The following is a 19,160-nucleotide window of genomic DNA, read 5'->3' as shown; positions in this document are numbered from 1 at the left end:
GTGATCGAACTCTATATTCCATTTAAAGTTCGAGCGCAATCTAAATTGGGAGCAATCACGGGCAAGGCGAGTTGTCGCAGTGCCGGCAGGGCGACAGCGGGCACCTTGCGTCACGCGGCATGTGTCACGGCAATGATGGACTGAGAAAAACTTGCATAGTCATTGCCTATGGATTATAGAGTTCGAACGAAATCTAAAAGGAAGAATACCGCGATGCGTGTAAGTCGGGTTCAAGCCTCGGAAAACCGCCAGGCCGTCATTGATGTCGCAAGCCGCCTTTTCAGGGAGCATGGCTTCGATGGAATCGGGCTGAAGGGTTTGATGGAGGCCGCTGGATTGACGCAAGGTGCGTTCTACAAACAGTTCGCCTCCAAAGAGGATCTCATTGCGCTGGCATCAGCCCGGGCCTTGGAGAGCGCAACACAGCAATGGTCTGCTGCTGCGGCGGCAAAGCCCATGGATTCTCTGGGCGCAGTTGTCGCGTTTTATCTGAGCACGGATCATCAGTACGAAAAGATGGACGGCTGTCCCGTGGTCGCGCTTGGGGCAGATGCCGCCAGGCAAGGCACGACTGTAAAGGCGTCGTTCGAAGCGGGAATAAGGGCATATCTTGAAATGCTCAAACGTATGATTTCCGAAAAGGGCGATGAAAAGTCAGAGGGTAAGGCCATGGCCATTCTCTCCATCATGGTTGGTGCAATGACACTCGCACGCGCGGTTAATGACCAAACTCTCGCTCAGTCTCTCTTCGATTCAACCATCGAACAGGTTCAGAAGATTGCCGCGTCATGAGGAAGAACAACAGATGCTTCTTAAGTGAGCATTGATGATCGCCGATATCCCCGCGCAGGGGTCTGGTTTTTTGGAAACGCCGATCGAGCGTACTGTCGATATGATCCAGCTCAACATCACGGCGCTCACAGAACTAAGTTTTCTATTTGGCCGCGATATGGCCGCGCGAAATTCCGGACACATTCTTCTTGTCGCCAGTCTATTGGCTTTCCAGCCCGTCCCCACCTTTGCGGCGACGAAAGCTTATGTGTTGGCACTGGGTGAGGCATTGCACGATGAAATGCGCTCCCAAGGTGTGGTGGTAACCAGCCTTTGCCCGGGGCATACCGAAACAGGTTTTGATATTGCGGCCGGCGCAACCGTCTCGACCTTGCTGCGCATCCTCACGATGAAGCCTCGTCCCGTCGCAGCGAGTGGCATTAAGGCGCTTTCAAAAGGACGGGACAGCGTCGTTGCCGGTGTTCTGAACAACCTCGTTGTGCTTTTAAACCGACTGATACCACGCTCGATGCAACGATCGTCAATGCGAAAAGTGTTGGAATCCTAATGTTCGGTGACTCTCATTGGCTCATGTATAAAGTCGTTAAAAAACGATCGTTTGTACGCGCCGCAGACGCCTTGGAAATCTTACTTTGAAAAACCAGATAACAGGCGAGTTTGGGGCAATTTCATTGTAGCTCGAAAGTCTACAATCTTGATCAAAAGCCTGTTTTGTCTCGCCTGTTCAATACATCTCGGACAGGGTGTGGACCGCAGAACCGCTAGTTATCCCCTCCTGTTCCGAACAAATACCCGCACGAAGGGGTGGTTGCGAGTGTTTGGCATGGCAAGCAAGACATTTACACAATTATCGAACGAAATAAACACAGCTGTCGCGAACAGCCCACAGCTGCGATTTACGATGCCAAACATGGGCCAGCTGAACACCATCCAGCGTGGGCTTGAGGAAAAGCATGCCCGATTAGTCGAAGCAAAACGACGCATGGAGAGGTTGAAGAGCGAACTCAATTTGTCCGATGAAGATATGGCAAGCTTGGTCGAGGACGAATGAATGACGCGCGACGAGTTCAATGCGAGCGTTCGCGCGATACGTAGCTTCTTCGACAGTGAGAACTTTGTAGAAAGCGCCGTCTATTTGGTAGCGCTACCGCGATCAGAAGAATTCAATCGCACCAGTCTTACGTCGCTAGACTATAATGTGGTCTATGAGGCTGGCTTGTCCTTATCCCATTACAATTTCATTCTAAAAGACCTTGCATACTTTCAATTTTCGCACTCAACGGAAAGTGAATGGGCGCTGGCATATTATCCAAACCCGCGGGTGAGCGGGTCTCCAGACGCACTTGTCCAATTCAATGAACTAAAGGATGCCGCGAATAGAGGCGAGATTGACGACGAGGAGTTCTCCTCGTTAGCATCAAGCTTTCAAGTGGGGAACTACATCCCTCGGGTGCGGTTTGAATATAGCGAAAGCCAGTACAGACGCGTGCGGCACCCGGGAGCGCATTTTCACATTGGTATGTCAGGTGAGGATCGGTGGGCCTCATCCCGAAAGCTATCGCCCCGATCGTTTGGTCTTCTTATAGCCAAGCACTATTATCCAGACCTCTGGTGGAAGAATTCGAGGTTTTCGCTCGCCGAGAAGGATCAGGAGCTAGTGGGGAATATTGCAACCTGTATTGATGAAACACTTCTTACGTCAATTCGCAACGATGGAGTCTGCCAATCTTTTTCTGACTTCGAAAGGTTGACATTCCACTTCGGAGCCATGCAACCCGGGTCGGCAGCATAGCCAACGTTGGAGAAGGCCCCGCCGCAACACTCAACTGACCTAAGTCGAACTCTGCTGCAGGTGTCGATTTATAGTTCAAACTGAGACTCAGGCATTAAATGTTTTCAATAACTTGCGTAAGACGGAAGGGCATGTCGTGTCCCTTCATGTGAGACTGCAGAGGATAGGCGCCGCTGGCGGTCACGAAAAGTCAGAGGGTAAGGCCATGGCCATTCTCTCCATAATGGTCGGCGCAATGACACTCACACGCACAGTTAACGACCAAACCCTTGCTCAGTCATTCTTCGATTCCGGAATCGAACAGGTCCAGAAGATCGCGGCGTCCTGAGATATGGAAAATGGGCGCTTTTTTGGGGTTTTAAGCCGAACCTGAAACAAGCAGAGCCAGCTCTGAAGCAGATTGTCACAGCCGCCGGTTTGTCCACGGCAGAGTTTTCCAGTGTGGTAGATTTCGGCAGCAACGCAAGCAAAAGGTCCATTCATGCGCAACCTCCGGAAACCAACCAAGGTCCATCCAAGATTGCCGCATCCGGCGTTGGCGGAGGCCGATTGGGCGGATTGCTATCAGTTGCGTATCGAAAACCCTGACCTGACGGCCATGGATGCCGCCAGATTGGTGCTTGGGCATTTTCCGCGATGGGTACGGGTGCTGATGGCGATCCGGAATACACTTGTTGCGCCCTTTGGCATCAAGTCTTCTGCGGCCCATTCTCCCACCGAAATGGAAATGGTTGGCGTCTTTCCCGTCGTCAGCCAGTCCGCGCACCAAGTGGTGCTTGGCTTCGACGATCGCCATCTCGACTTTCGCGCCGTGATCGATGTCCGCAATGATGACGGAGAAAAGCTTGTCAGCGTGATGACGCTGGTGAGGCGCAAGAACCTGTTCGGTAAGCTCTACCTTCCTGCTGTCATACCGTTTCACAAGTTCATTACCTTGGCAATGATCGCCAATCTCAATCGCCAACCCTCCCCGTAAAATATTGCTTCCTAACCTCGGTCAGTCGGTTAGAGGTGATGTCAATTTACACTTGAAACGGGTCTTCCTCACTTTGTGTGGTGACCCCGTCAATCGAGCGGTAACATGCGTTCTCCAACCATGCTCCGGGTCATTTTGGCCATAAAGCGTAGACTTGATCATCGTCAATCGGTTGATCTGATCTCAGCAAAGACTTCATTATCATGGAACCGCTTGACCCAACAATTCACCAATGGAAGGTGGCGGCAGGCAGCAACTGAACTTGCCAGCGCGCTGTTGGAATTTCCTGTAATCAATTTCATGGATTTATCCTGCGGTGACATTGGCAGCCCCTACCCTTTCAAAGGCGACAGTGTGATGACAATATAAAATGGCTACCCAGATGGTCAGGCCAACTTACACGTCTTGGGGTCCTGATGCCGGAAAGCCTTGTGATGATTAAATATCAGAAGAGTATCAGATAATGAAAGTCGCTTTGATCTGGGCAGGGGTGATGTTGGCGAGCTCGACAATTTCAGTTCGACCACTTCTTGCCGACACCCTTTCGCGCGAGCAGGCTGAGCAAGAAGTCAATAGCTTGCTGCAAAAGCGCTCCGGCGAGGCATCGCGGCATATCAACCTTACGGAGGTGTTGGGTTGCCTGCCGGCATTTGGTGAGCCGGACACTGTTTGGGTATGTCCTGTCAAGTTCGCCGACTATGAACATCCCTTGGAATTCACCTTCGTCAACGCTAGCGGCGTCGCAACAGCACGCGAAGACGACGCCGACGCAGCCTGCCCGCCATTGCAACTTGCGGAAAAAGCCCTGAGGCAGATCGACGGTGATCCGACGCTTCGCGTGCGTGGCGAGGTTGATGATGGCAAAGGCCTGTTTACCAGCGATCGCGGAATGTTACGCAAGCAGAAGGGCAACTATCGACTCATGTGCCGGTATGAAATCTCAAACGCCGTTTTCGATGACCGGCTCTACTTGACCTATGTTTGGTACGGGCCGGCCGGTTATATCTTCGACAAGGATGTCGAGCGGTGGTGAGCAGGCCGCGCTAGTCAACATGGGACAAGAATAAGAGGGGCTGATTGCCTTGCGAAAAGATTTGAAACGAGATGAGTGGTAAGCTGCTTACCCCTTACGCCGTGACTATCTTCAAGCCCGGGGGCAAGCGCAATGAGGCTTGCATAAGTACCGGGCTTGGAGAACATGTCCTGGCATACCGGCCAACAACGATACATAGAACGTCAAAAGCTATAATGTCGGCACGAATTTAGATTTCAGGAGAAAAACTTGGCTTCGACCGCGATTTTGATTGGAAATGCAACCTACCAGAACGAAAATGACTTAGACTGCTGCGCCAACGATGTTGCGGCAATGCGAGAGCTGATGGAGGCGACTGGAAAATTCGACCGAGTACATGTCCGCGTCGATATCGATGCCAACGCTATGCGTGACATTGTTCGGGAAGCGCTGCCGGCTGACGAAGAGCAATCCGAGGTGTTCTTCTATTTCTCGGGCCACGGCGCGCAGGTCAACGGTGATTTCTACTACTGCGGCACCGGGTTCGACAGTAGGCGCCCTAATGAAACAGGCGTCTCGCATTCGGAGCTTCACAGCCTATTTCGCGCTTCTTCTCCCCAGACCGTAGTTGTTGTTATAGATGCGTGCTACTCAGGCGCGTTATTGGTTAAGAGTGACAGTCCACCCCCGTCTCTGATCAAAGAAGGCTTTCGAAACGTACTCCAATTTTCCTCTTCAATGGACAATCAGGTGTCAATGGGGGGAGAAACCCTCAGTGACTATACCCGCGCTTTTCTGGAGGCGAGCATCAGAAAGCAGGAAGGGCCGGTATATTATGGTGACATCTCCAACGCGATACGAGACATCTTCATCCATGATGACAGGCAGACGCCATACTTCATACACCAAGGTAGCGGCCGCGAAATGTTGGTTGATGACGTGGCGAAGCTGAGCGACTTTCGGAAACAACTCGTCCGTTTCGACATTCCAGACAGCAAGACAAAGGACGAGGAGGACACCGAGGGCGGCGGCGATCTCATCCTCGCTAATCCTCCGACTTTGACGCAACGGTTACTCGCAGCTGAGGAAAAGATGGGATCGCCGGAAGATGCGAAGAAACTGATCGATGAACTTTTCGGCGGCCTGCGGACGAAGATCAAAGAGGAGGAGTTCGCCGAGTTCTTCGGAACAGAGGTGACCGAGCACTCACAGTACTACGAGCCTACTATTGAGGAATTCATGATCCGTGTGCTTTCCCGTGAGAAGCGCCCGGATCGGCTGGTTACCGCAGAAATAAACCGCACTCGCCGCAAGCCCAACCCTTTCGAAGCGGCTAGAATCGGCCTTCTGTTCGCAATGGGTCAGGATGTGACGGAACACTTTACGCTTGAGTTGAACTGCTCGCTTGATCGGGCTCAAATCAAGGTGGTGCTGACCCCTAGGTACCGGGTGCTTCAACGGATGATTTTGGTCTTAAGCTGCGCGCCAAGTTTGGAAAAATGCTACGTTTTTGAGATGGTGACGCGCCATCCGAGGACAGACTGGGCTGCCTATGCTAGTGAAGGTGAAGAGGTCGTGAGACGATGGTACACTCTGGAGTGGGGCAGTACCACCTCATGGCTCGTCGATAAAATATGCGATGCTCTTACTACTGCGGTCAAAAAACACATTGAGGAAACAACCGGACGGTTAGCGGAGGAGTGAGCCCGTCTATGTCTGAATTTGTTTCAAGCTTGCCCAAAAATGGCGAAACTTCCGTCTACACCACACGCCGATCGATTTTATTCTGTCTATGCAGCCTGGGGTAGCTTCACCTGCAATTGACACGCGAGCGCGGTTCGCAGATGAAGTAATGGCAAGATTCCTCAGTCGTTCGAAGGATTATTCCTTGGCAACACGATCCGCCGACGCGACTATCCTTGGCTACTTCTACCAGTTCGATCACTCGATCTTCCAAGTCCTATCGCTGGCATCCAACTCGTCAAGGATGGTTGTCGAAGGGGTCGAGGATGTCGATCTGACAGAGAATGACCAGTCGCTGTTCATCCAGTGCAAATACTACAGGGGTTCGGACTACAATCATTCGATAATTAAAGACGCCGTCATAGCGATGCTGAAGCATTTCGCAGCAAAGGGCTGTCCGACCGACGGGTCGCTAAAATATCGCCTTTATGGCCACTACAAGTCTGGTCAGGACAAGCTGCCGACCCCTTACGACATAGGCTTCCTGAAAAAGCACTTTCTTACATTTACGAAGACCGGCAAGGACGACATCAAGACGACAACCGAAGTCTTCACCGAACTCGGTCTCACCGACACCCAGCTTGAGACTTTCCGGCAGCATCTGGAGATCGACCTGTACGCCCAATCCTACGAGAGCCAGCAGGCGGAAGTGGCGAAACTCATTCAGGGGTTGATCTCGGGTTCCTCCCCGGAGGACACGGATGCCTTCTACTATCCGAATGCCATCAATGTAATACAGCGCCTGGCCGTAGATCCGATAGAAGAAAATCGCGGGATCACCAAGCGTGAGTTCATTGCGAGGATGGACCGTAAGAAGGCCGTCTTCAGCCTTTGGCTAAAGGAAAAGTTCGGTGAAGATCACTACGTAAACAGTCTTCGTCGAGAGCATTTCACCTTCAAATTGAAGGTGCCGACCGCGTGGCGCATAATAGCTCTGGAGTTTGGCCCGGCTCTCGATTTACAGGCCACCGTATCGATGCTGGCGGATATCGCCTCGAAGCTCTCTCACAGGGAGTCGGCACGTATCGCGGCGTCCGATCGCTTCTGCCCGTATGTGCTGCTGCGCAACGTGGAGCCCGGAGACCTCGCGGCGTTGAAGAACGCGCTATGGAACAGAGGCATCAGGCTAGCCGACGGATATGCCTTCCTGGGAGCTGATTTCGACGCGGCCTACTTGGCCACACTGCCCAACGCAGGCAATGTCACGACGCTGAAATTCCTATCCAGCGAGGATGACATAGCCGAGATCGCCAAGCTCCATCGCGGGGTACAAACTGACATCTTCGACTTCTATATCGGCACACCCATAGCGCCGAAGATTCCATCATGGGTGCAACACCACAAAATCAAGGTCGACAGCCCGCACCATGCTAGAAAGGCCATCTGCAAATGAACGATGAAATCAAAAGCATGGCAGAGGTTATTTCGGTCTTCCCTGACCGGGTGCGAATCGCCGTCAGCGATATTGCAGCTTTTTCGGGAGGAAAAAGCCTCAAGGTGGGTTCCTATCTGAGGATCACCGATACCGAAGACGCCGCACTGATCGCGACGATCGAGAACTTCTGCCTCGAGGCGGCCAACGAAAAGGGAGTTTCACGCCATGTCATTGAGGCGCTGCCGCTAGGACTGATCAGCGACGGGAAGTTCGTACGAGGCGGGGACGCATTGACCATCCCACCGACGGGGGTCGAGCCTGCGACAGACGACGACATACGGATGATATTCCAAGACTCCGTCGAGAAAAGCAATAGCTTCACGTTTTCGGATCTGGCATCAAACCCAAGTGTGTCCGTGCCTGTCGACGGCAATAGGTTCTTCAACAAGCACATCGCCGTTGTCGGATCGACCGGAGCTGGTAAATCTCACACGATATCGAACATCATCCAAACCGCAGTGGCCTCGAAAGATGGAACCTACGACGGCCTGAACAACTCACATGTCGTCATCTTCGACATCCACTCGGAATACAAGGCAGCTTTTCCGGATGCGGGCTATCTCGACGTTACTTCACTCAACCTCCCCTACTGGCTCCTGAACAGCGAGGAGCTGGAAGAGATCATTCTGGATACGGGCGAGCGCGACAACTACAATCAGTCGTCGGTTTTCCGTCAGTTGGTCACCGTGAACAAGACCAAGCACAATCCGAAGGTAAAATCTGTTTTCTACGATAGTCCATTGAAGTTTAGCATCCATGAGGTGCTCAACGCGCTTTTCAATATCAAGAACGAGACGCTGAATTCCAAGGACGAGACGAGGTACATGGTGGTCGACGCTGCTGCCTACACGCTTCCGGCGGACGGCAAGACCGACAAAACTCATGGTATCGAGCTCGACGGAAAACAGCGCCTTGAGCTTTATTTCAAAGAAAAGTTGAAATTCCACCAAACCAAGCGCGAAAGCATCACCAGCGGCTACTATGCTGACAGCTCGCTCGAGAAATTCTTCGTTCGGTTCGAATCGAAAGTCGCTGATGAGCGGCTCGATTTCCTGTTCGGCAAGGCTGCCGAGACCGCGACCTTGGAGGGAACCCTACAAGCGCTTTTAGGATACGGCGCGAGCAAGTCGAATGTCACGATCGTCGATCTTAGCGGGGTGCCGTTCGAAGTGCTCAGCATCACGGTCTCGCTCATATCGCGGATCGTGTTCGAATACGGATACCATTACAAGGTTCTCCGCAACAAAGCGGGTGAGACGGTCAACACCGACGCGCCGATCCTTCTGGTCTACGAGGAAGCGCACAAATACGTTCCGAACAGCGATCTGACCAAATACCGCTCATCGAAGCTTTCCATCGAACGGATCGCCAAGGAAGGCCGTAAGTATGGGGTCACGCTTATGCTTTCGAGCCAGCGCCCATCGGAAATTTCAGAGACGATTTTCTCGCAGTGTAGCAACTTCCTCGCGATGCGGCTGACTAACCCTGCGGACCAGGCCTATGTTGCCCGGCTGCTGCCAGACACCTTGGGAAACCTCTGCGAAAAGCTTCCAACGTTGAAGGCCGGGGAAGCCCTGCTCATCGGCGAGGCTGTGGTCATGCCATCCGTGGTAAAGATCAGACCCTGCGCGCCAGTACCTTCTTCGAATGACATTCCATATTTCGAACTGTGGAAAAAGAACTGGGCGAATGTACCCTTCGAAAACATTAAGAAGGAGTGGCTCAAGGAATGAATGGAGACAAAAGAGTCCGCTGCACTTCAGGGGTAGGGGTGGTGACTAAATACGCTGAGTACAGTCAAAAAAGGTTTGATCGCTAAAACCATGATACTCATAAATCCTCGCCTAACCGACTATTTCGGAATCTCAACGCCACAATCGCAGTTGGATTTCGCCGTCCCATTTTTCAGTGAGGATATTCCGCTATACGTCGATCCGTTCCTTCTGTGGGCGTCTCCGTCACAGCAGGATCAAGCGCTTCACACCGCTCTTATCAGTGCCTTCAACCAACTGGGCCAGCTCTACCTGCGCGGAGAGCAAGAGCGGGCCGTGAAAACGTTAGTCGCCGCATCCGAATGTGATGAGGTTGGTCTCGGTGCGTCGGCGACGAGAAAGGGCAAACGTTTGGGAGAGGCGAAAGCGCACGAAATTCTCTCGCTGTTCAAGATCATGCCGCAATATGCAAGCGCCGGATTCCGCCACTTCGAGGAGATCCAGTTTTTCATCGACGGCATTTCGAAAGACAGAATCAGTGACATCACTTGCAGCTTCATAAAGTCGTTTCTCATTGACTACACCATCGAGCAATGTCGTCGGCATGGGATTCCCATGAAGGAACACACGCTCCTTGTCTACGACTACCGAAAAAACGAGTTCAAGCTGGAACGCGGTATCGAACTCCCTTTTCATCCAGATACGCAGGTTGCGCTCATTCTGGTGCCCAAGCGCTGGCTCCGTTTCGGGCCATGGATTTCTTACGACGACTATTTCAAAGGGCATTGCCCCCAGGATGACATCTCCCACGACACGGACAAGCTCGAGCGGGTAGACATCTTGAATTACAACCGCGCGAACTACAACGTGGTTGACGCCTATATCAGGGAAAAGGAACGGACTTTCGAAGATTGCAAGAACGATCCGCTCTTTGCCCAGATTCCAGTTGTTTCCGCACGCCGCAAAATGGCTGCGATTAAGAAATTGCCTTCAGGCAAAAATGACAACGCCGACCGCGAATACGAGAAGATGATTGGTGAACTTTTCCCGTCGCTCCTCTATCCGCAGCTTGATTTCGCTGCAGTCCAGAGTCGAACCGACAGTGGCTCGCTCGTGCGCGACCTCATTTTTTACAACTCCCAGTCTGATCCCTTTCTTAAGGGATTGTTTGACGAATATGCTTCAAGACAACTGATCTTTGAGCTGAAAAATGTTCGGGAAGTTAGCCGCGATCATGTGAACCAACTCAATGGTTATATGAGTGATAGTTTAGGCAAATTTGGCGTGTTGGTTACACGCAACCCACTGACTGCAGCCCGAAAGCAACGAACAATCGATCTCTGGTCTGGTCAGCGCAGGAGCATAATCACACTTACTGATGTCGATGTCGAACAGATGGTGGAGCTGTTCGAGAGCAAACAGCGATTGCCTATCGACGTCATTAAAAAGAAATACATTGAATTTAGACGGGATTGCCCGAGTTAGGATTGAAAAAATGGCTTTGACGGTTCAACAAGTAGAAAAGCTAGAGAAGATTTCCGGGCAGATGGATGGCCTTCACAAGGAGATTACAACGCTTGTTAAGAAATCTCCAAATGACGGCTTGAACAATTTCAAGCTGAAGTTCGTCAACGCGGTCCTTGCGGAAGCGAACGATATCTTGGGCCCGACACACAAACCGTTGGCGGATTTCGACCAGTTCGATGCGGACGATGTTCCGACCACAAGTGATGTCGCCTTTATTCTCGGCCAGTATATTGAAGAGCTTGAGCGCAAGAGGGCCGACAATATCCGACGGGAACCGCTAGGATATTGGGAATATCGGATCGAAGGCTCAAGCGCTGTAGTCCGGACAGCTCCACCAAAAAAAATACAAGAGAAAAAGTGATGTCGAATAAGTATTACACTACCGGGGAGAAAGTCAGACAATACGAAGCCGTGATAGGCGTATTCACTGAGCTTTTCAAAGAGCTGAAAGACCTCGGAAAGAAGAAGCCGGAGGCGACACTCAGCGTTAGCAAGGTAAAGCTCATCAACCGCGTTCTGGCGGATGTCATGGCTTTACTGGAAGGGGCGCCTGACCACAAATATCTTGATCTTCTAGAAAGCGATGCGCTGCCGCAGTACGGTGACGCTATCCTGATCCTGTCGCAGTACGATGGTGCGCTGAAGTCATTTTACGAGCGGCACTATGGGTATGAAAGCAGTGTGGGTCATACATGGCTCATCCAGCCTAAGACGAAGGTTTGAACGATCAAGTACTCAATCGAGCTGTTCAACGCGCTAGGTAAACCACTGCATGCTTGCATCCTTCTGGCCAAAGTCTTGGCCTGCCGGCAATTCAAGAAAAACGCCGACCCGATATTGAAGTTGCTTGCGGAAGGCCCGAAGCTTTATGAGGTCGCAGTGGCGTGGTTGTTTGTTCGTGGTCAGCTTGATTTCAACTGCTAGAATGTTCTCTTGGTTGTCCCCCCGCCGATGCACGACGATGTCTGGAAAACACGCGCGTTCGCACCACCGCATTCCATCGGTAGATTCAGGCGCTTGGCACTACCATCAAGGCCGACGCGATTGTACTCGGCATCGACACGGTGGCCGGGAAACATCACTCGCACGAACAAATGGGCAAGCGTTGCCCCGACTGCGCGCTCATTAGCATTAAGTTCAAGCAACTGGGCTTGATCGTCTATAAACATCTGAACAGCCCGGTGGAAACGACCTTGGATGTCTTCTATTTCCATATGCCCATTCTGACACAGGTAGCTTCGCTCGTCACCTAGCCATGAAGATGCGTTTTAGCGCTCACAATGCCACGGAGATTGATCCGCGCTCACGCGTAACCATGCGACAAATCTCCAACGATAAAACTAGCCTTGATGGTCGGACACGATACTTTGTATCATTATGGGGCGGCGACAAGGTTGTCGCGAATGCGTACGAGTTAACGATCCTTCTTACTGCCAAACGCGGCCTCACTACGCAGCCGTTCCATCAAAGATTTAAATCGCTTTAACCATATTGGACGAATGGCTCTGAAATGACGATCCTGAAGATCATGTCTGCAAATCCCATCATTCTATGTCACGCGTTCCGAGCCTGATCGTAAAGTGGCGCGGTTTTATAGTCTGACGATGCAGCCAACATTCTTTGGTGAGGTGTTACTCATACGCAACGGAGGACGGATTGGGACAAGAGGACAACATAAGGTCGACACAGCTCCATTCGACAAAGCTTATGAAAAACTCACCCAACAGAAGCTCCGCAAGGGCTACCGTAAGTTCCATTTTAAATGCCGACATGTACTGTTTTGCTGATCCGATTGGTGCCGACGTCTGGCCTATTATGTAATTTGACCATCCGCTTTGCGCCCGCATGCCGGACGTTAGCGTTGCATTGACATACTCTCCAAAGCGGTCGTTCGACTTGCAACACCGTTGACGCTCGTGAAAGGGTGGGAAGCGACCAGCCAGCTTTCGCGCGGACAGAGGGAGGAAGCGGTCTTCCAGTCAGGGCTCTCACATCACACGTTTGCGATAAAGAACGCCCTGAAAAACCAGCATCTGAGATTTTCTCGCGCGGATTAGGCTGATTGTCTGAAACCCGCGGCCTGTACTAAGGCGCAAGCCTTTGACATATTAGGTCTTAGGACTTACGCAGTACGTTCCCTGCCATCAACGCATCGTTTTCAGCGCTCGATCCGACCTTTCCAGGAGCAAATAATTGATCTGTAACGTGCGTCGCCCGCCCCGTGTCATCGTCGTGGGAGGAGGTATTCTGGGCGCATCGATAGCCTGGCATTGCGTGCGACAGCACATGCAGGTGACAGTTTTAGAGAAAGAACCAGAGCCCGCAAGCGGCGTTACCAAGTGGTCGTATGGTTGGGTTGGAACAGCCAGTGTGTTGCCTTCAGACGATCCGATTAACTTCGCGACGAAGCTGGATGCGATCGCTGAGTTTGATCGCCTTGAATTGGAACTTGGATCCCTGCCAATCGCGACACGTGGAGCTCTCGTTTGGTGCGACCAGGAGGAGAATACCTCGAAACTGATCGCGGAGCAGCAGAACGCCGGTGCGAGTATCCAGAATTTGGGTCGCTCACGGGTGAAAGAGTTGGAACCGCTCCTGATCACTCCTCCGCCATTGGCCGCATGGGCTCCCCATGATTTCGCCGTGGAGCCCATTGATCTGACGCACCAACTTGTCAAGGCTGCACGCGAAGCAGGTGCCGAGGTTGTTTGTGGATCACGCGTTGCGGGTATAGAAACACTGGGAAGTCGTGTGGTCGGGATACGAACCGCACTTGGAATTCTGTCAGCGGACTTTGTCATTATTGCAAATGGTGCTTCTGCGGGCTCACTCGTTGCTGAATTGGGAATTGTGCTTCCCGTTCACGTTGCGCCGGCAGTTCTCATGCGCTTTTCAGCGGAAGCGACGATCAACCATCTTCTATTGGGAGATGATGTGGAGCTGCGCCCTGGGCGATTTGGCGGTCTTGTTTCAGCGGAAGATTATCCAAGCGCAGGTGAATCAGGATTTGCTGAACTTGCAGGACGAACTGCCAAAACGATTACTCGAATGTTTGGATCATCAATGAAGCCATCACTGCGTTCCATTGCTGCAGGGTATCGTCCCATGACTGACGGGGGGGCACCGTTGCGCGGATTTGTTCCAGGCATTGAAGGGCTGTATGTAGTCGTTGCTCACCCAGGTGTTATCCTCGCACCATATCTGGGCCGACTCTCAGCTGCCGAGATCGCTGAATCAATGCAGTGAGAGACAGACAAGGTCCGTTTGCTGGGCAAGCCGGCATCTACTCCATCTGAATCGTGCTTGGATCAACTGAAGGTTCGCTGGAACACCGTCCATTTCCATGCAGTCTTAGAGGGCGTCCAGATGACCGTTAAGGAGTCGAAAGCCGCTGGACTGCTTTGCGCCCGCATCCTCGCCGTTCTCGGGCAAAGTGAGTCGTCCCGAAAGCGGCCATCTATTCCAGATACGGCGTCAGCACATCTTCGATCCATTTCATGAATGCGCGAACTCGGCGCGACAGATTGCTCCGATGTGCTACGACCAGGGATACGGCGAGCGCCCGGCGGCGAAAATCGGGTATGATCTCCACAAGCGTTCCACTCTCCAAGTAACGGTCAATTCCCAAGAGTGGCGCCTGAATCAGGCCAAGCCCCGCGAGGGCAGCCGCTTCGTAAGTCTGCGCGCTGTTGACGTGTAGCGCACCTGGCAACTGAAGCGTCGCGTAGCTGTCGCCGTCCGGATATTCCCATCCATAGGGTTTTGCGCCCAGTACCGTCGAAAAGTGAATTGTCCGATGCTCCTGACGCTGGAGATCTTGTAGCGATCGAGGAACGCCGTAGCGTGCCAGATAGGCGGGACTGGCAGCGTTGACCATGCGCAACTTGCCCAGTGGGCGGGCGATCAGCGTCTCGTCCCTGATGGGACCAAGGCGCAATACACAGTCGAACCCCTCCTGAACCAGATCGACTTGTCGATCCGTACTGGACACCTCCAGTTCCAACTCGGGATGAGCAGCCATGAAATCCGGCAAGGCCGGCACGATGGTTGTGCGCGCCACCTCGGTCGGAAGATCGACCCGCAGACGCCCGCGGAGTGCCACGCGATCGTCTGCGAACATCGAGTGTAGGTCATCGACTTCAGCAAGCAGATCGCGGGCACGGGCATGAAATGCGCGTCCGTCCTCCGTCAACTGCACGTTGCGCGTCGTCCGGTGCAGGAGCCTGACACCGACATCTTCTTCCAGCTTCCGAACCGCCGTTGAGGCCCTTCCCTTTTGGATGCCCAGGCTATCGGCTGCGCGGGTGAAGCTCTCCATTTCCGCCACCGTTATGAAAACTAGGATGGGTTCGAGATTCTGCATTTTTCGTGCCTCGGCATTGTTCTCTTTAAAGATAACAGTGAGTTCCATTCCTCGGTATTTATCACACCCAGGAGACACAGTAACCTTTGAATATGGGATCTCCTCCATTGAAGAATGACAAATGATCGAAACCATGAACCCACATCAGGTGCCTGAAACTATAACCTTGCACCGCGCCCTGTGGGCCGGTCGCATGATGAGCGCGATAGTCGTTATCGCTCTGGTGGCAGATGGCTCTATTCAGCTTTTCGCGCCGGCACAGATCGCGAACATGTTGCAGGAAACCGGGTTCGCGACGGATCTTTCCCGTCTCGTGGGTCCGATTATACTCGCCTGCGCCATCTTTTACGCCATTCCGGCCACCGCTGTCCTCGGCGCGATCCTGGTGACGGGCTTTCTGGGAGGTGCCATCTGCGCCCATGTCCGCATTGGTGAGTTGGGATCGCCGCCGGAAATCATTTCCCTGCTTCTGGGCGCGATGACTTGGGGCGGCCTCTACGCGCGCGATCCCCGAATCCGGACCATTCTACCATTCATCCATTGAACCAATAGGGGCCGTGCTCTGCCCCTCAACATCAGGAGAAAATACATGTTTTTAGTAATGGGAATCACGGGAAAAGTTGGCGGCGCAACGGCAGAACATCTGTTGGCACAAGGCAAGAAAGTACGCGCGCTCGTCCGCAATCGCGAAAAGGCGGTTAACTGGGCGGCCCAAGGCGTGGAGCTGGTAGACGGTGACTGGAATGACATGGCAGCCATCGAGCGGGCGCTCAAAGGCGTTGAAGGTGCGTTTGTCATGTTGCCGGCTGTCTGGGCGCCCTCGCCCGATTACAAAGAAGCCAAGGGCGTGATTGCAAACTATGTTGGAGCGCTCACCAAGGCAGCGCCGCCGCGAGTGGTTGCGCTTTCATCGATGGGTGCGAACAGAACCAGCGGACTGGGGATGATCACGGCCTTGTCGCTTCTGGAGCAAGGTTTTCGCAACCTGACATCTCCGGTTGCCTTCGTGCGTGCAGGCGGATTCTTCGAAAACTTCCTTTACGGCTTGCACGTCGCCCAAGGTGGAATGTTACCGGTCTACTATAATCCGACAAACCGGAAATCGACCATGGTTGGGACGAACGACATCGGAGCGGAGGTAGCGACCCTTTTGACCGGGCCAGCGTGGTCTGGGCAGCGCGTTGTCGAGCTTGGTTCGATGGTCAGCGCCGATGAAGTCGCGAAGCAATTGGGTGAAGTCCTCAATCTCGACGTGAAAGCCTTTGCGGTCCCGCGTGCAGGGTGGGCGGAAGCGTTCGAGCGGTTCGGCATCCCGAAGGGCCGCACCGGACCCGCCGAAGAAATGTATGATGCCGTGAATGCAGGATGGCTGGACCTCGGCGTCGAGGGTACGGAGCACGTAGCGGGTACAATGACCGCACGCAATGTCTTCGCGGCTGCACAGAACGCCGCCAAGGCGTAAGTCGGGGACGGATCAGGCATGACGGAGACTACCCGCTTCTGCGTCGGACGCGTCGCGGGAAGCAGTCAAAAGTTCAAGTCAACCCGAGGCGCGTCTACTCCCGCCCAATCTTCTAAATCTCCGAATAGCGGACTTTTGGCTTAGGAAAAGTCCGCTATTCGCGCCTTTTCATTTCATAGCGGCCGGACTGCTCTCGGCCGCAAAGCGGTCATTGATCGCATTAGTTGAGTTGCCACAGTGACGGGTAGATGATGATCTTCATGACTCGTTGAAAATCTCGCTCAAAGTGCCCGCCTTGGTAGTCCAAGTTTTCGTCCGCACCCCGGGCGGGTCAAATTCGAAGCAAAAATCAACAGTGTAGATGTTGCAAAGGCCAGTGGTGGCGCTCTGGCAGCGGGAGAGTACTTAAATTACCGATCGGCTCAAGGTTCAGCCCCATCGTATTCGCGACGACATACCTCGATGTGAGACAAGTTGTTCCTAATCCAAGAGTTGATTCCTTCAAGGGCACGCAAAACGCCAGCGCCCATCTCAGTCAGTTCATATTCGACCCGTGGCGGCACCTCGGGAAAGTAATGCCGCACCACCAGACCGTCCCTTTCCAGATTTCGAAGCGTCAGCGTCAGCATGCGCTGGGTAATCCCGTCGATCTCGTTCTTGAGTGCCGAAAAGCGAAGCCGATGCCCGCTCGCCAGTGACAGACGCCAGATGACTTGAACAGTCCATTTGTCGCCGAGCCGCGTGCAGATACCGTTCGACGGCATCGGCCTGAAATCTGGATCGCTCTTCGCTTCCTCACCGGACCTGCGATGGATAAGTCTTTCCATGCGTATCATCCTTGTGCCTGAGGCTGAATAATGTGCTGTCTTCCAACAGCATTCCCATCATTATATATGGATGCCCTCACTCAACACGAGGGTTCTCAAATGACAAATGACAAACATCCAATCCTGGTCTTCGGTGCAACAGGCCAACAAGGCGGAGCGGTCGCTTCCGCACTGTTGAAGGCCGGTTGGCCAGTGCGCGCGATGGTACGCGATCTTAGCTCGGCAAAATCGATCGCGCTTCGCGACGAAGGCGCCGAACTCGTGCAGGGATTATTCACAGACATCGACGTGATGCGTGCAGCAATGAAAGATGCTTACGGTGTCTTCAGTGTGCTGCCGGGGAATTTGGCCATTGAAGATGAAGTGCGCGTCGGGAGTGAAATCGCGGATATGGCGTCCGAAAGCGGCGTCGCGCACCTGGTCTATTCTTCGGGCGCCAGCGTCGGGGACGCGCCGAGTGGCGTGGCGCGTTTCGATGCCAAGGGTCGCGTCGAAGCGCATATTCGAACACTGACTGTCACTGCTACCATCGTGAGGCCGGTGATCTTTATGGAAATGCTGGCGAGACCCGGCTTTGGATTGGAAAAAGGTCGGTTCAGCTTCTTCGTCAGACCGGACCAGCCGGTGCAGCTTATCGCCGTAGAAGACATTGGTAATGTTGTCGCGGCGATCTTCGCCGACGAGATGCGCTTCGGCGGCGAGACGTTCAAGATCGCAGGCGATACTGTTACGGGCTGCGAGCTCGAATCCGTTTTTTCCGAAGTCGCCGGCCGTCCGATCGCCTATGCGCGCTTTTCCGACGACGATCTTGCCGCCAATCCCGGTTTTGCACTGATCTCCGCGAGCCTGGAAGACGGACCGCTGTCAGATCATGTGGATCTGAACTTCGTGCGTAATATCTATCCAGAGATTCTCTCGTTCCGGTCCTGGCTTTCAGGAGCCGGGCGCGAGGCTCTCAGCGACGCCCTTGGGTACGGCAGTGAGCGAGCCGATCGCCGGGTATAGGCACTTGTTGATCTGAACGGTGGTCGCAACCTACGCTTTGGAGGGCTGAATGGCGCGCCTTTTGTGGAATTGCCGCCTGCCTTTCGGCAGTTGCAGGACCAGATGCTTCATCGCCCCGGCGGCGATCGTGAGATGGTCGACATCCTTGCCCTCGTCCCATGAACGAAGGGCAGCTTTCAACGCCTGCTAATGGCCCCTTCCCGGTCGTTCGATTTCATTAGTTCAATGAATGCTAATATCACAGCGACGAAATCTGCTCCGTGACTCCCTGAAAAGCACTACCCAAGAGCGATCCATGGTCCCACAGACGTTGTTTTTATTCATTTTATTCTATTAACACGCACCTATTACCACGATAGTTTCCGCATTATGGACAAATGATCTTCATTCAACCGCGATCCAAATGCGATATTCGCCGTGTGGGCAGCTTTACGAGACTAACTTCGACCTATGGCCGTGCTGAGAGCCGATTTGCTTGATTTTTCTGCTTCTGCTCAACGTTTTAAGCCTCCCC

Annotated in this window: 20 protein-coding genes and 1 pseudogene; 17 read left to right on the top strand and 4 right to left on the bottom strand. The window is 53.2% G+C overall.

Features of this window, described 5'->3' with window-relative positions:
* The first annotated feature begins 213 nt into the window (after positions 1 to 213).
* The 5 genes and pseudogenes from ACZ5FP_RS26860 to ACZ5FP_RS26840 all read left to right on the top strand — a co-directional run bounded on the left by ACZ5FP_RS26860 (position 214) and on the right by ACZ5FP_RS26840 (position 3,560).
* Positions 214 to 792, top strand: coding sequence for a TetR/AcrR family transcriptional regulator (locus ACZ5FP_RS26860; protein WP_464665022.1), 579 nt, complete (start codon positions 214 to 216; stop codon positions 790 to 792).
* Between the two features lie 67 nt (positions 793 to 859).
* A pseudogene (locus tag ACZ5FP_RS26855) lies at positions 860 to 1,339 on the top strand (SDR family NAD(P)-dependent oxidoreductase); the annotation flags it as partial.
* A 276-nt stretch (positions 1,340 to 1,615) separates the two neighbouring features.
* Entirely contained in the window at positions 1,616 to 1,843 is a 228-nt protein-coding gene (locus ACZ5FP_RS26850; protein WP_464665021.1) for a hypothetical protein, read from the top strand.
* Positions 1,844 to 2,584 (top strand): DUF2290 domain-containing protein, encoded by a 741-nt coding sequence (locus ACZ5FP_RS26845; protein WP_464665020.1) that lies wholly within the window; start codon positions 1,844 to 1,846, stop codon positions 2,582 to 2,584. It begins immediately after the preceding gene.
* 481 nt (positions 2,585 to 3,065) lie between these two features.
* Positions 3,066 to 3,560 carry a DUF2867 domain-containing protein gene (locus ACZ5FP_RS26840; protein WP_464665018.1) on the top strand — a complete coding sequence of 165 codons (495 nt, stop codon included), beginning with the start codon at positions 3,066 to 3,068 and terminating at the stop codon, positions 3,558 to 3,560.
* A 164-nt stretch (positions 3,561 to 3,724) separates the two neighbouring features.
* Here ACZ5FP_RS26840 and ACZ5FP_RS26835 read toward each other — a convergent pair whose 3' ends face one another.
* On the bottom strand, positions 3,725 to 3,862 hold the full coding sequence (locus ACZ5FP_RS26835; RefSeq protein WP_464665017.1) for a ribose-phosphate pyrophosphokinase-like domain-containing protein: 138 nt from the start codon (positions 3,860 to 3,862) through the stop codon (positions 3,725 to 3,727).
* Positions 3,863 to 4,023: 161 nt separating this feature from the next.
* On the opposite strand from ACZ5FP_RS26835, the gene ACZ5FP_RS26830 reads away from it, so the two are divergent.
* The 7 genes from ACZ5FP_RS26830 to ACZ5FP_RS26800 all read left to right on the top strand — a co-directional run bounded on the left by ACZ5FP_RS26830 (position 4,024) and on the right by ACZ5FP_RS26800 (position 11,712).
* The gene (locus ACZ5FP_RS26830; protein WP_464665016.1) at positions 4,024 to 4,593 is read left to right on the top strand and encodes a hypothetical protein; all 570 of its coding nucleotides are present in this window, start codon (positions 4,024 to 4,026) and stop codon (positions 4,591 to 4,593) included.
* Between the two features lie 249 nt (positions 4,594 to 4,842).
* Positions 4,843 to 6,276, top strand: coding sequence for a caspase family protein (locus ACZ5FP_RS26825; protein WP_464665014.1), 1,434 nt, complete (start codon positions 4,843 to 4,845; stop codon positions 6,274 to 6,276).
* Positions 6,277 to 6,460: 184 nt separating this feature from the next.
* Positions 6,461 to 7,708, top strand: coding sequence for a DUF4297 family anti-phage-associated protein (locus ACZ5FP_RS26820; protein ID WP_464665013.1), 1,248 nt, complete (start codon positions 6,461 to 6,463; stop codon positions 7,706 to 7,708).
* Positions 7,705 to 9,483, top strand: a complete 1,779-nt coding sequence (gene herA, locus ACZ5FP_RS26815) for an anti-phage-associated helicase HerA (RefSeq protein ID WP_464665012.1) — start codon at positions 7,705 to 7,707, stop codon at positions 9,481 to 9,483. Before ACZ5FP_RS26820 ends, herA begins: the two co-directional genes overlap by 4 nt.
* Before the next feature lie 75 nt (positions 9,484 to 9,558).
* A complete protein-coding gene (locus ACZ5FP_RS26810; protein WP_464665011.1) occupies positions 9,559 to 10,947 on the top strand; it encodes a hypothetical protein in 1,389 nt (462 codons plus the stop codon).
* A 10-nt stretch (positions 10,948 to 10,957) separates the two neighbouring features.
* Positions 10,958 to 11,350: a hypothetical protein gene (locus ACZ5FP_RS26805; RefSeq protein WP_464665010.1), complete on the top strand. Its 393-nt coding sequence runs from the start codon at positions 10,958 to 10,960 to the stop codon at positions 11,348 to 11,350.
* On the top strand, positions 11,350 to 11,712 hold the full coding sequence (locus ACZ5FP_RS26800) for a hypothetical protein (protein WP_464665009.1): 363 nt from the start codon (positions 11,350 to 11,352) through the stop codon (positions 11,710 to 11,712). The genes ACZ5FP_RS26805 and ACZ5FP_RS26800 overlap by 1 nt, the downstream gene beginning before the upstream one ends.
* Positions 11,713 to 11,909: 197 nt before the next feature.
* Here the strand turns inward: ACZ5FP_RS26800 and ACZ5FP_RS26795 are convergent, their stop codons facing one another.
* Positions 11,910 to 12,203 (bottom strand): hypothetical protein, encoded by a 294-nt coding sequence (locus tag ACZ5FP_RS26795; RefSeq protein ID WP_464665008.1) that lies wholly within the window; start codon positions 12,201 to 12,203, stop codon positions 11,910 to 11,912.
* A 390-nt stretch (positions 12,204 to 12,593) separates the two neighbouring features.
* Between ACZ5FP_RS26795 and ACZ5FP_RS26790 the strand changes: the two genes are divergently transcribed.
* Together ACZ5FP_RS26790 and ACZ5FP_RS26785 are read left to right on the top strand one after the other, a co-directional pair.
* Entirely contained in the window at positions 12,594 to 12,776 is a 183-nt protein-coding gene (locus tag ACZ5FP_RS26790) for a WGR domain-containing protein (RefSeq protein WP_464665425.1), read from the top strand.
* A 418-nt stretch (positions 12,777 to 13,194) separates the two neighbouring features.
* Positions 13,195 to 14,235 (top strand): NAD(P)/FAD-dependent oxidoreductase, encoded by a 1,041-nt coding sequence (locus tag ACZ5FP_RS26785; protein WP_464665424.1) that lies wholly within the window; start codon positions 13,195 to 13,197, stop codon positions 14,233 to 14,235.
* Positions 14,236 to 14,446: 211 nt separating this feature from the next.
* On the opposite strand, the gene ACZ5FP_RS26780 is transcribed toward ACZ5FP_RS26785, so the two are convergent.
* The gene (locus tag ACZ5FP_RS26780; protein ID WP_464665423.1) at positions 14,447 to 15,352 is read right to left on the bottom strand and encodes a LysR substrate-binding domain-containing protein; all 906 of its coding nucleotides are present in this window, start codon (positions 15,350 to 15,352) and stop codon (positions 14,447 to 14,449) included.
* A 121-nt stretch (positions 15,353 to 15,473) separates the two neighbouring features.
* Here ACZ5FP_RS26780 and ACZ5FP_RS26775 point away from each other — a divergent pair, with 121 nt between their 5' ends.
* Together ACZ5FP_RS26775 and ACZ5FP_RS26770 are read left to right on the top strand one after the other, a co-directional pair.
* The gene (locus tag ACZ5FP_RS26775) at positions 15,474 to 15,896 is read left to right on the top strand and encodes a DoxX family protein (RefSeq protein WP_464665006.1); all 423 of its coding nucleotides are present in this window, start codon (positions 15,474 to 15,476) and stop codon (positions 15,894 to 15,896) included.
* 45 nt (positions 15,897 to 15,941) lie between these two features.
* The gene (locus ACZ5FP_RS26770) at positions 15,942 to 16,814 is read left to right on the top strand and encodes an NmrA family NAD(P)-binding protein (RefSeq protein ID WP_464665005.1); all 873 of its coding nucleotides are present in this window, start codon (positions 15,942 to 15,944) and stop codon (positions 16,812 to 16,814) included.
* 422 nt (positions 16,815 to 17,236) lie between these two features.
* Here ACZ5FP_RS26770 and ACZ5FP_RS26765 read toward each other — a convergent pair whose 3' ends face one another.
* Positions 17,237 to 17,641 (bottom strand): winged helix-turn-helix transcriptional regulator, encoded by a 405-nt coding sequence (locus tag ACZ5FP_RS26765; RefSeq protein WP_464665003.1) that lies wholly within the window; start codon positions 17,639 to 17,641, stop codon positions 17,237 to 17,239.
* Positions 17,642 to 17,740: 99 nt separating this feature from the next.
* On the opposite strand from ACZ5FP_RS26765, the gene ACZ5FP_RS26760 reads away from it, so the two are divergent.
* The gene (locus tag ACZ5FP_RS26760) at positions 17,741 to 18,646 is read left to right on the top strand and encodes an NmrA/HSCARG family protein (protein WP_464665002.1); all 906 of its coding nucleotides are present in this window, start codon (positions 17,741 to 17,743) and stop codon (positions 18,644 to 18,646) included.
* Positions 18,647 to 19,160: the final 514 nt, after the last annotated feature.

The sequence above is a fragment of the Phyllobacterium sp. T2-21 genome, from assembly GCF_055378485.1.
The sequence above is the reverse complement of the archived record's forward strand: the minus strand, read 5'-3'. Positions and strand labels throughout refer to the sequence as shown.

What these genes read in the sequence shown, in the direction of transcription:
- ACZ5FP_RS26860 (WP_464665022.1), top strand. Translation starts at nt 214, where the DNA reads ATGCGTGTAAGTCGGGTTCAAGCCTCGGAAAACCGCCAGGCCGTCATT.
- ACZ5FP_RS26850 (WP_464665021.1), top strand. Translation starts at nt 1,616, where the DNA reads ATGGCAAGCAAGACATTTACACAATTATCGAACGAAATAAACACAGCT.
- ACZ5FP_RS26845 (WP_464665020.1), top strand. Translation starts at nt 1,844, where the DNA reads ATGACGCGCGACGAGTTCAATGCGAGCGTTCGCGCGATACGTAGCTTC.
- ACZ5FP_RS26840 (WP_464665018.1), top strand. Translation starts at nt 3,066, where the DNA reads ATGCGCAACCTCCGGAAACCAACCAAGGTCCATCCAAGATTGCCGCAT.
- ACZ5FP_RS26835 (WP_464665017.1), bottom strand. Translation starts at nt 3,862, where the DNA reads ATGAAATTGATTACAGGAAATTCCAACAGCGCGCTGGCAAGTTCAGTT.
- ACZ5FP_RS26830 (WP_464665016.1), top strand. Translation starts at nt 4,024, where the DNA reads ATGAAAGTCGCTTTGATCTGGGCAGGGGTGATGTTGGCGAGCTCGACA.
- herA (WP_464665012.1), top strand. Translation starts at nt 7,705, where the DNA reads ATGAACGATGAAATCAAAAGCATGGCAGAGGTTATTTCGGTCTTCCCT.
- ACZ5FP_RS26805 (WP_464665010.1), top strand. Translation starts at nt 10,958, where the DNA reads ATGGCTTTGACGGTTCAACAAGTAGAAAAGCTAGAGAAGATTTCCGGG.
- ACZ5FP_RS26800 (WP_464665009.1), top strand. Translation starts at nt 11,350, where the DNA reads ATGTCGAATAAGTATTACACTACCGGGGAGAAAGTCAGACAATACGAA.
- ACZ5FP_RS26795 (WP_464665008.1), bottom strand. Translation starts at nt 12,203, where the DNA reads ATGGAAATAGAAGACATCCAAGGTCGTTTCCACCGGGCTGTTCAGATG.
- ACZ5FP_RS26790 (WP_464665425.1), top strand. Translation starts at nt 12,594, where the DNA reads ATGCAGCCAACATTCTTTGGTGAGGTGTTACTCATACGCAACGGAGGA.
- ACZ5FP_RS26780 (WP_464665423.1), bottom strand. Translation starts at nt 15,352, where the DNA reads ATGCAGAATCTCGAACCCATCCTAGTTTTCATAACGGTGGCGGAAATG.
- ACZ5FP_RS26775 (WP_464665006.1), top strand. Translation starts at nt 15,474, where the DNA reads ATGATCGAAACCATGAACCCACATCAGGTGCCTGAAACTATAACCTTG.
- ACZ5FP_RS26770 (WP_464665005.1), top strand. Translation starts at nt 15,942, where the DNA reads ATGTTTTTAGTAATGGGAATCACGGGAAAAGTTGGCGGCGCAACGGCA.
- ACZ5FP_RS26765 (WP_464665003.1), bottom strand. Translation starts at nt 17,641, where the DNA reads ATGGAAAGACTTATCCATCGCAGGTCCGGTGAGGAAGCGAAGAGCGAT.
- ACZ5FP_RS26760 (WP_464665002.1), top strand. Translation starts at nt 17,741, where the DNA reads ATGACAAATGACAAACATCCAATCCTGGTCTTCGGTGCAACAGGCCAA.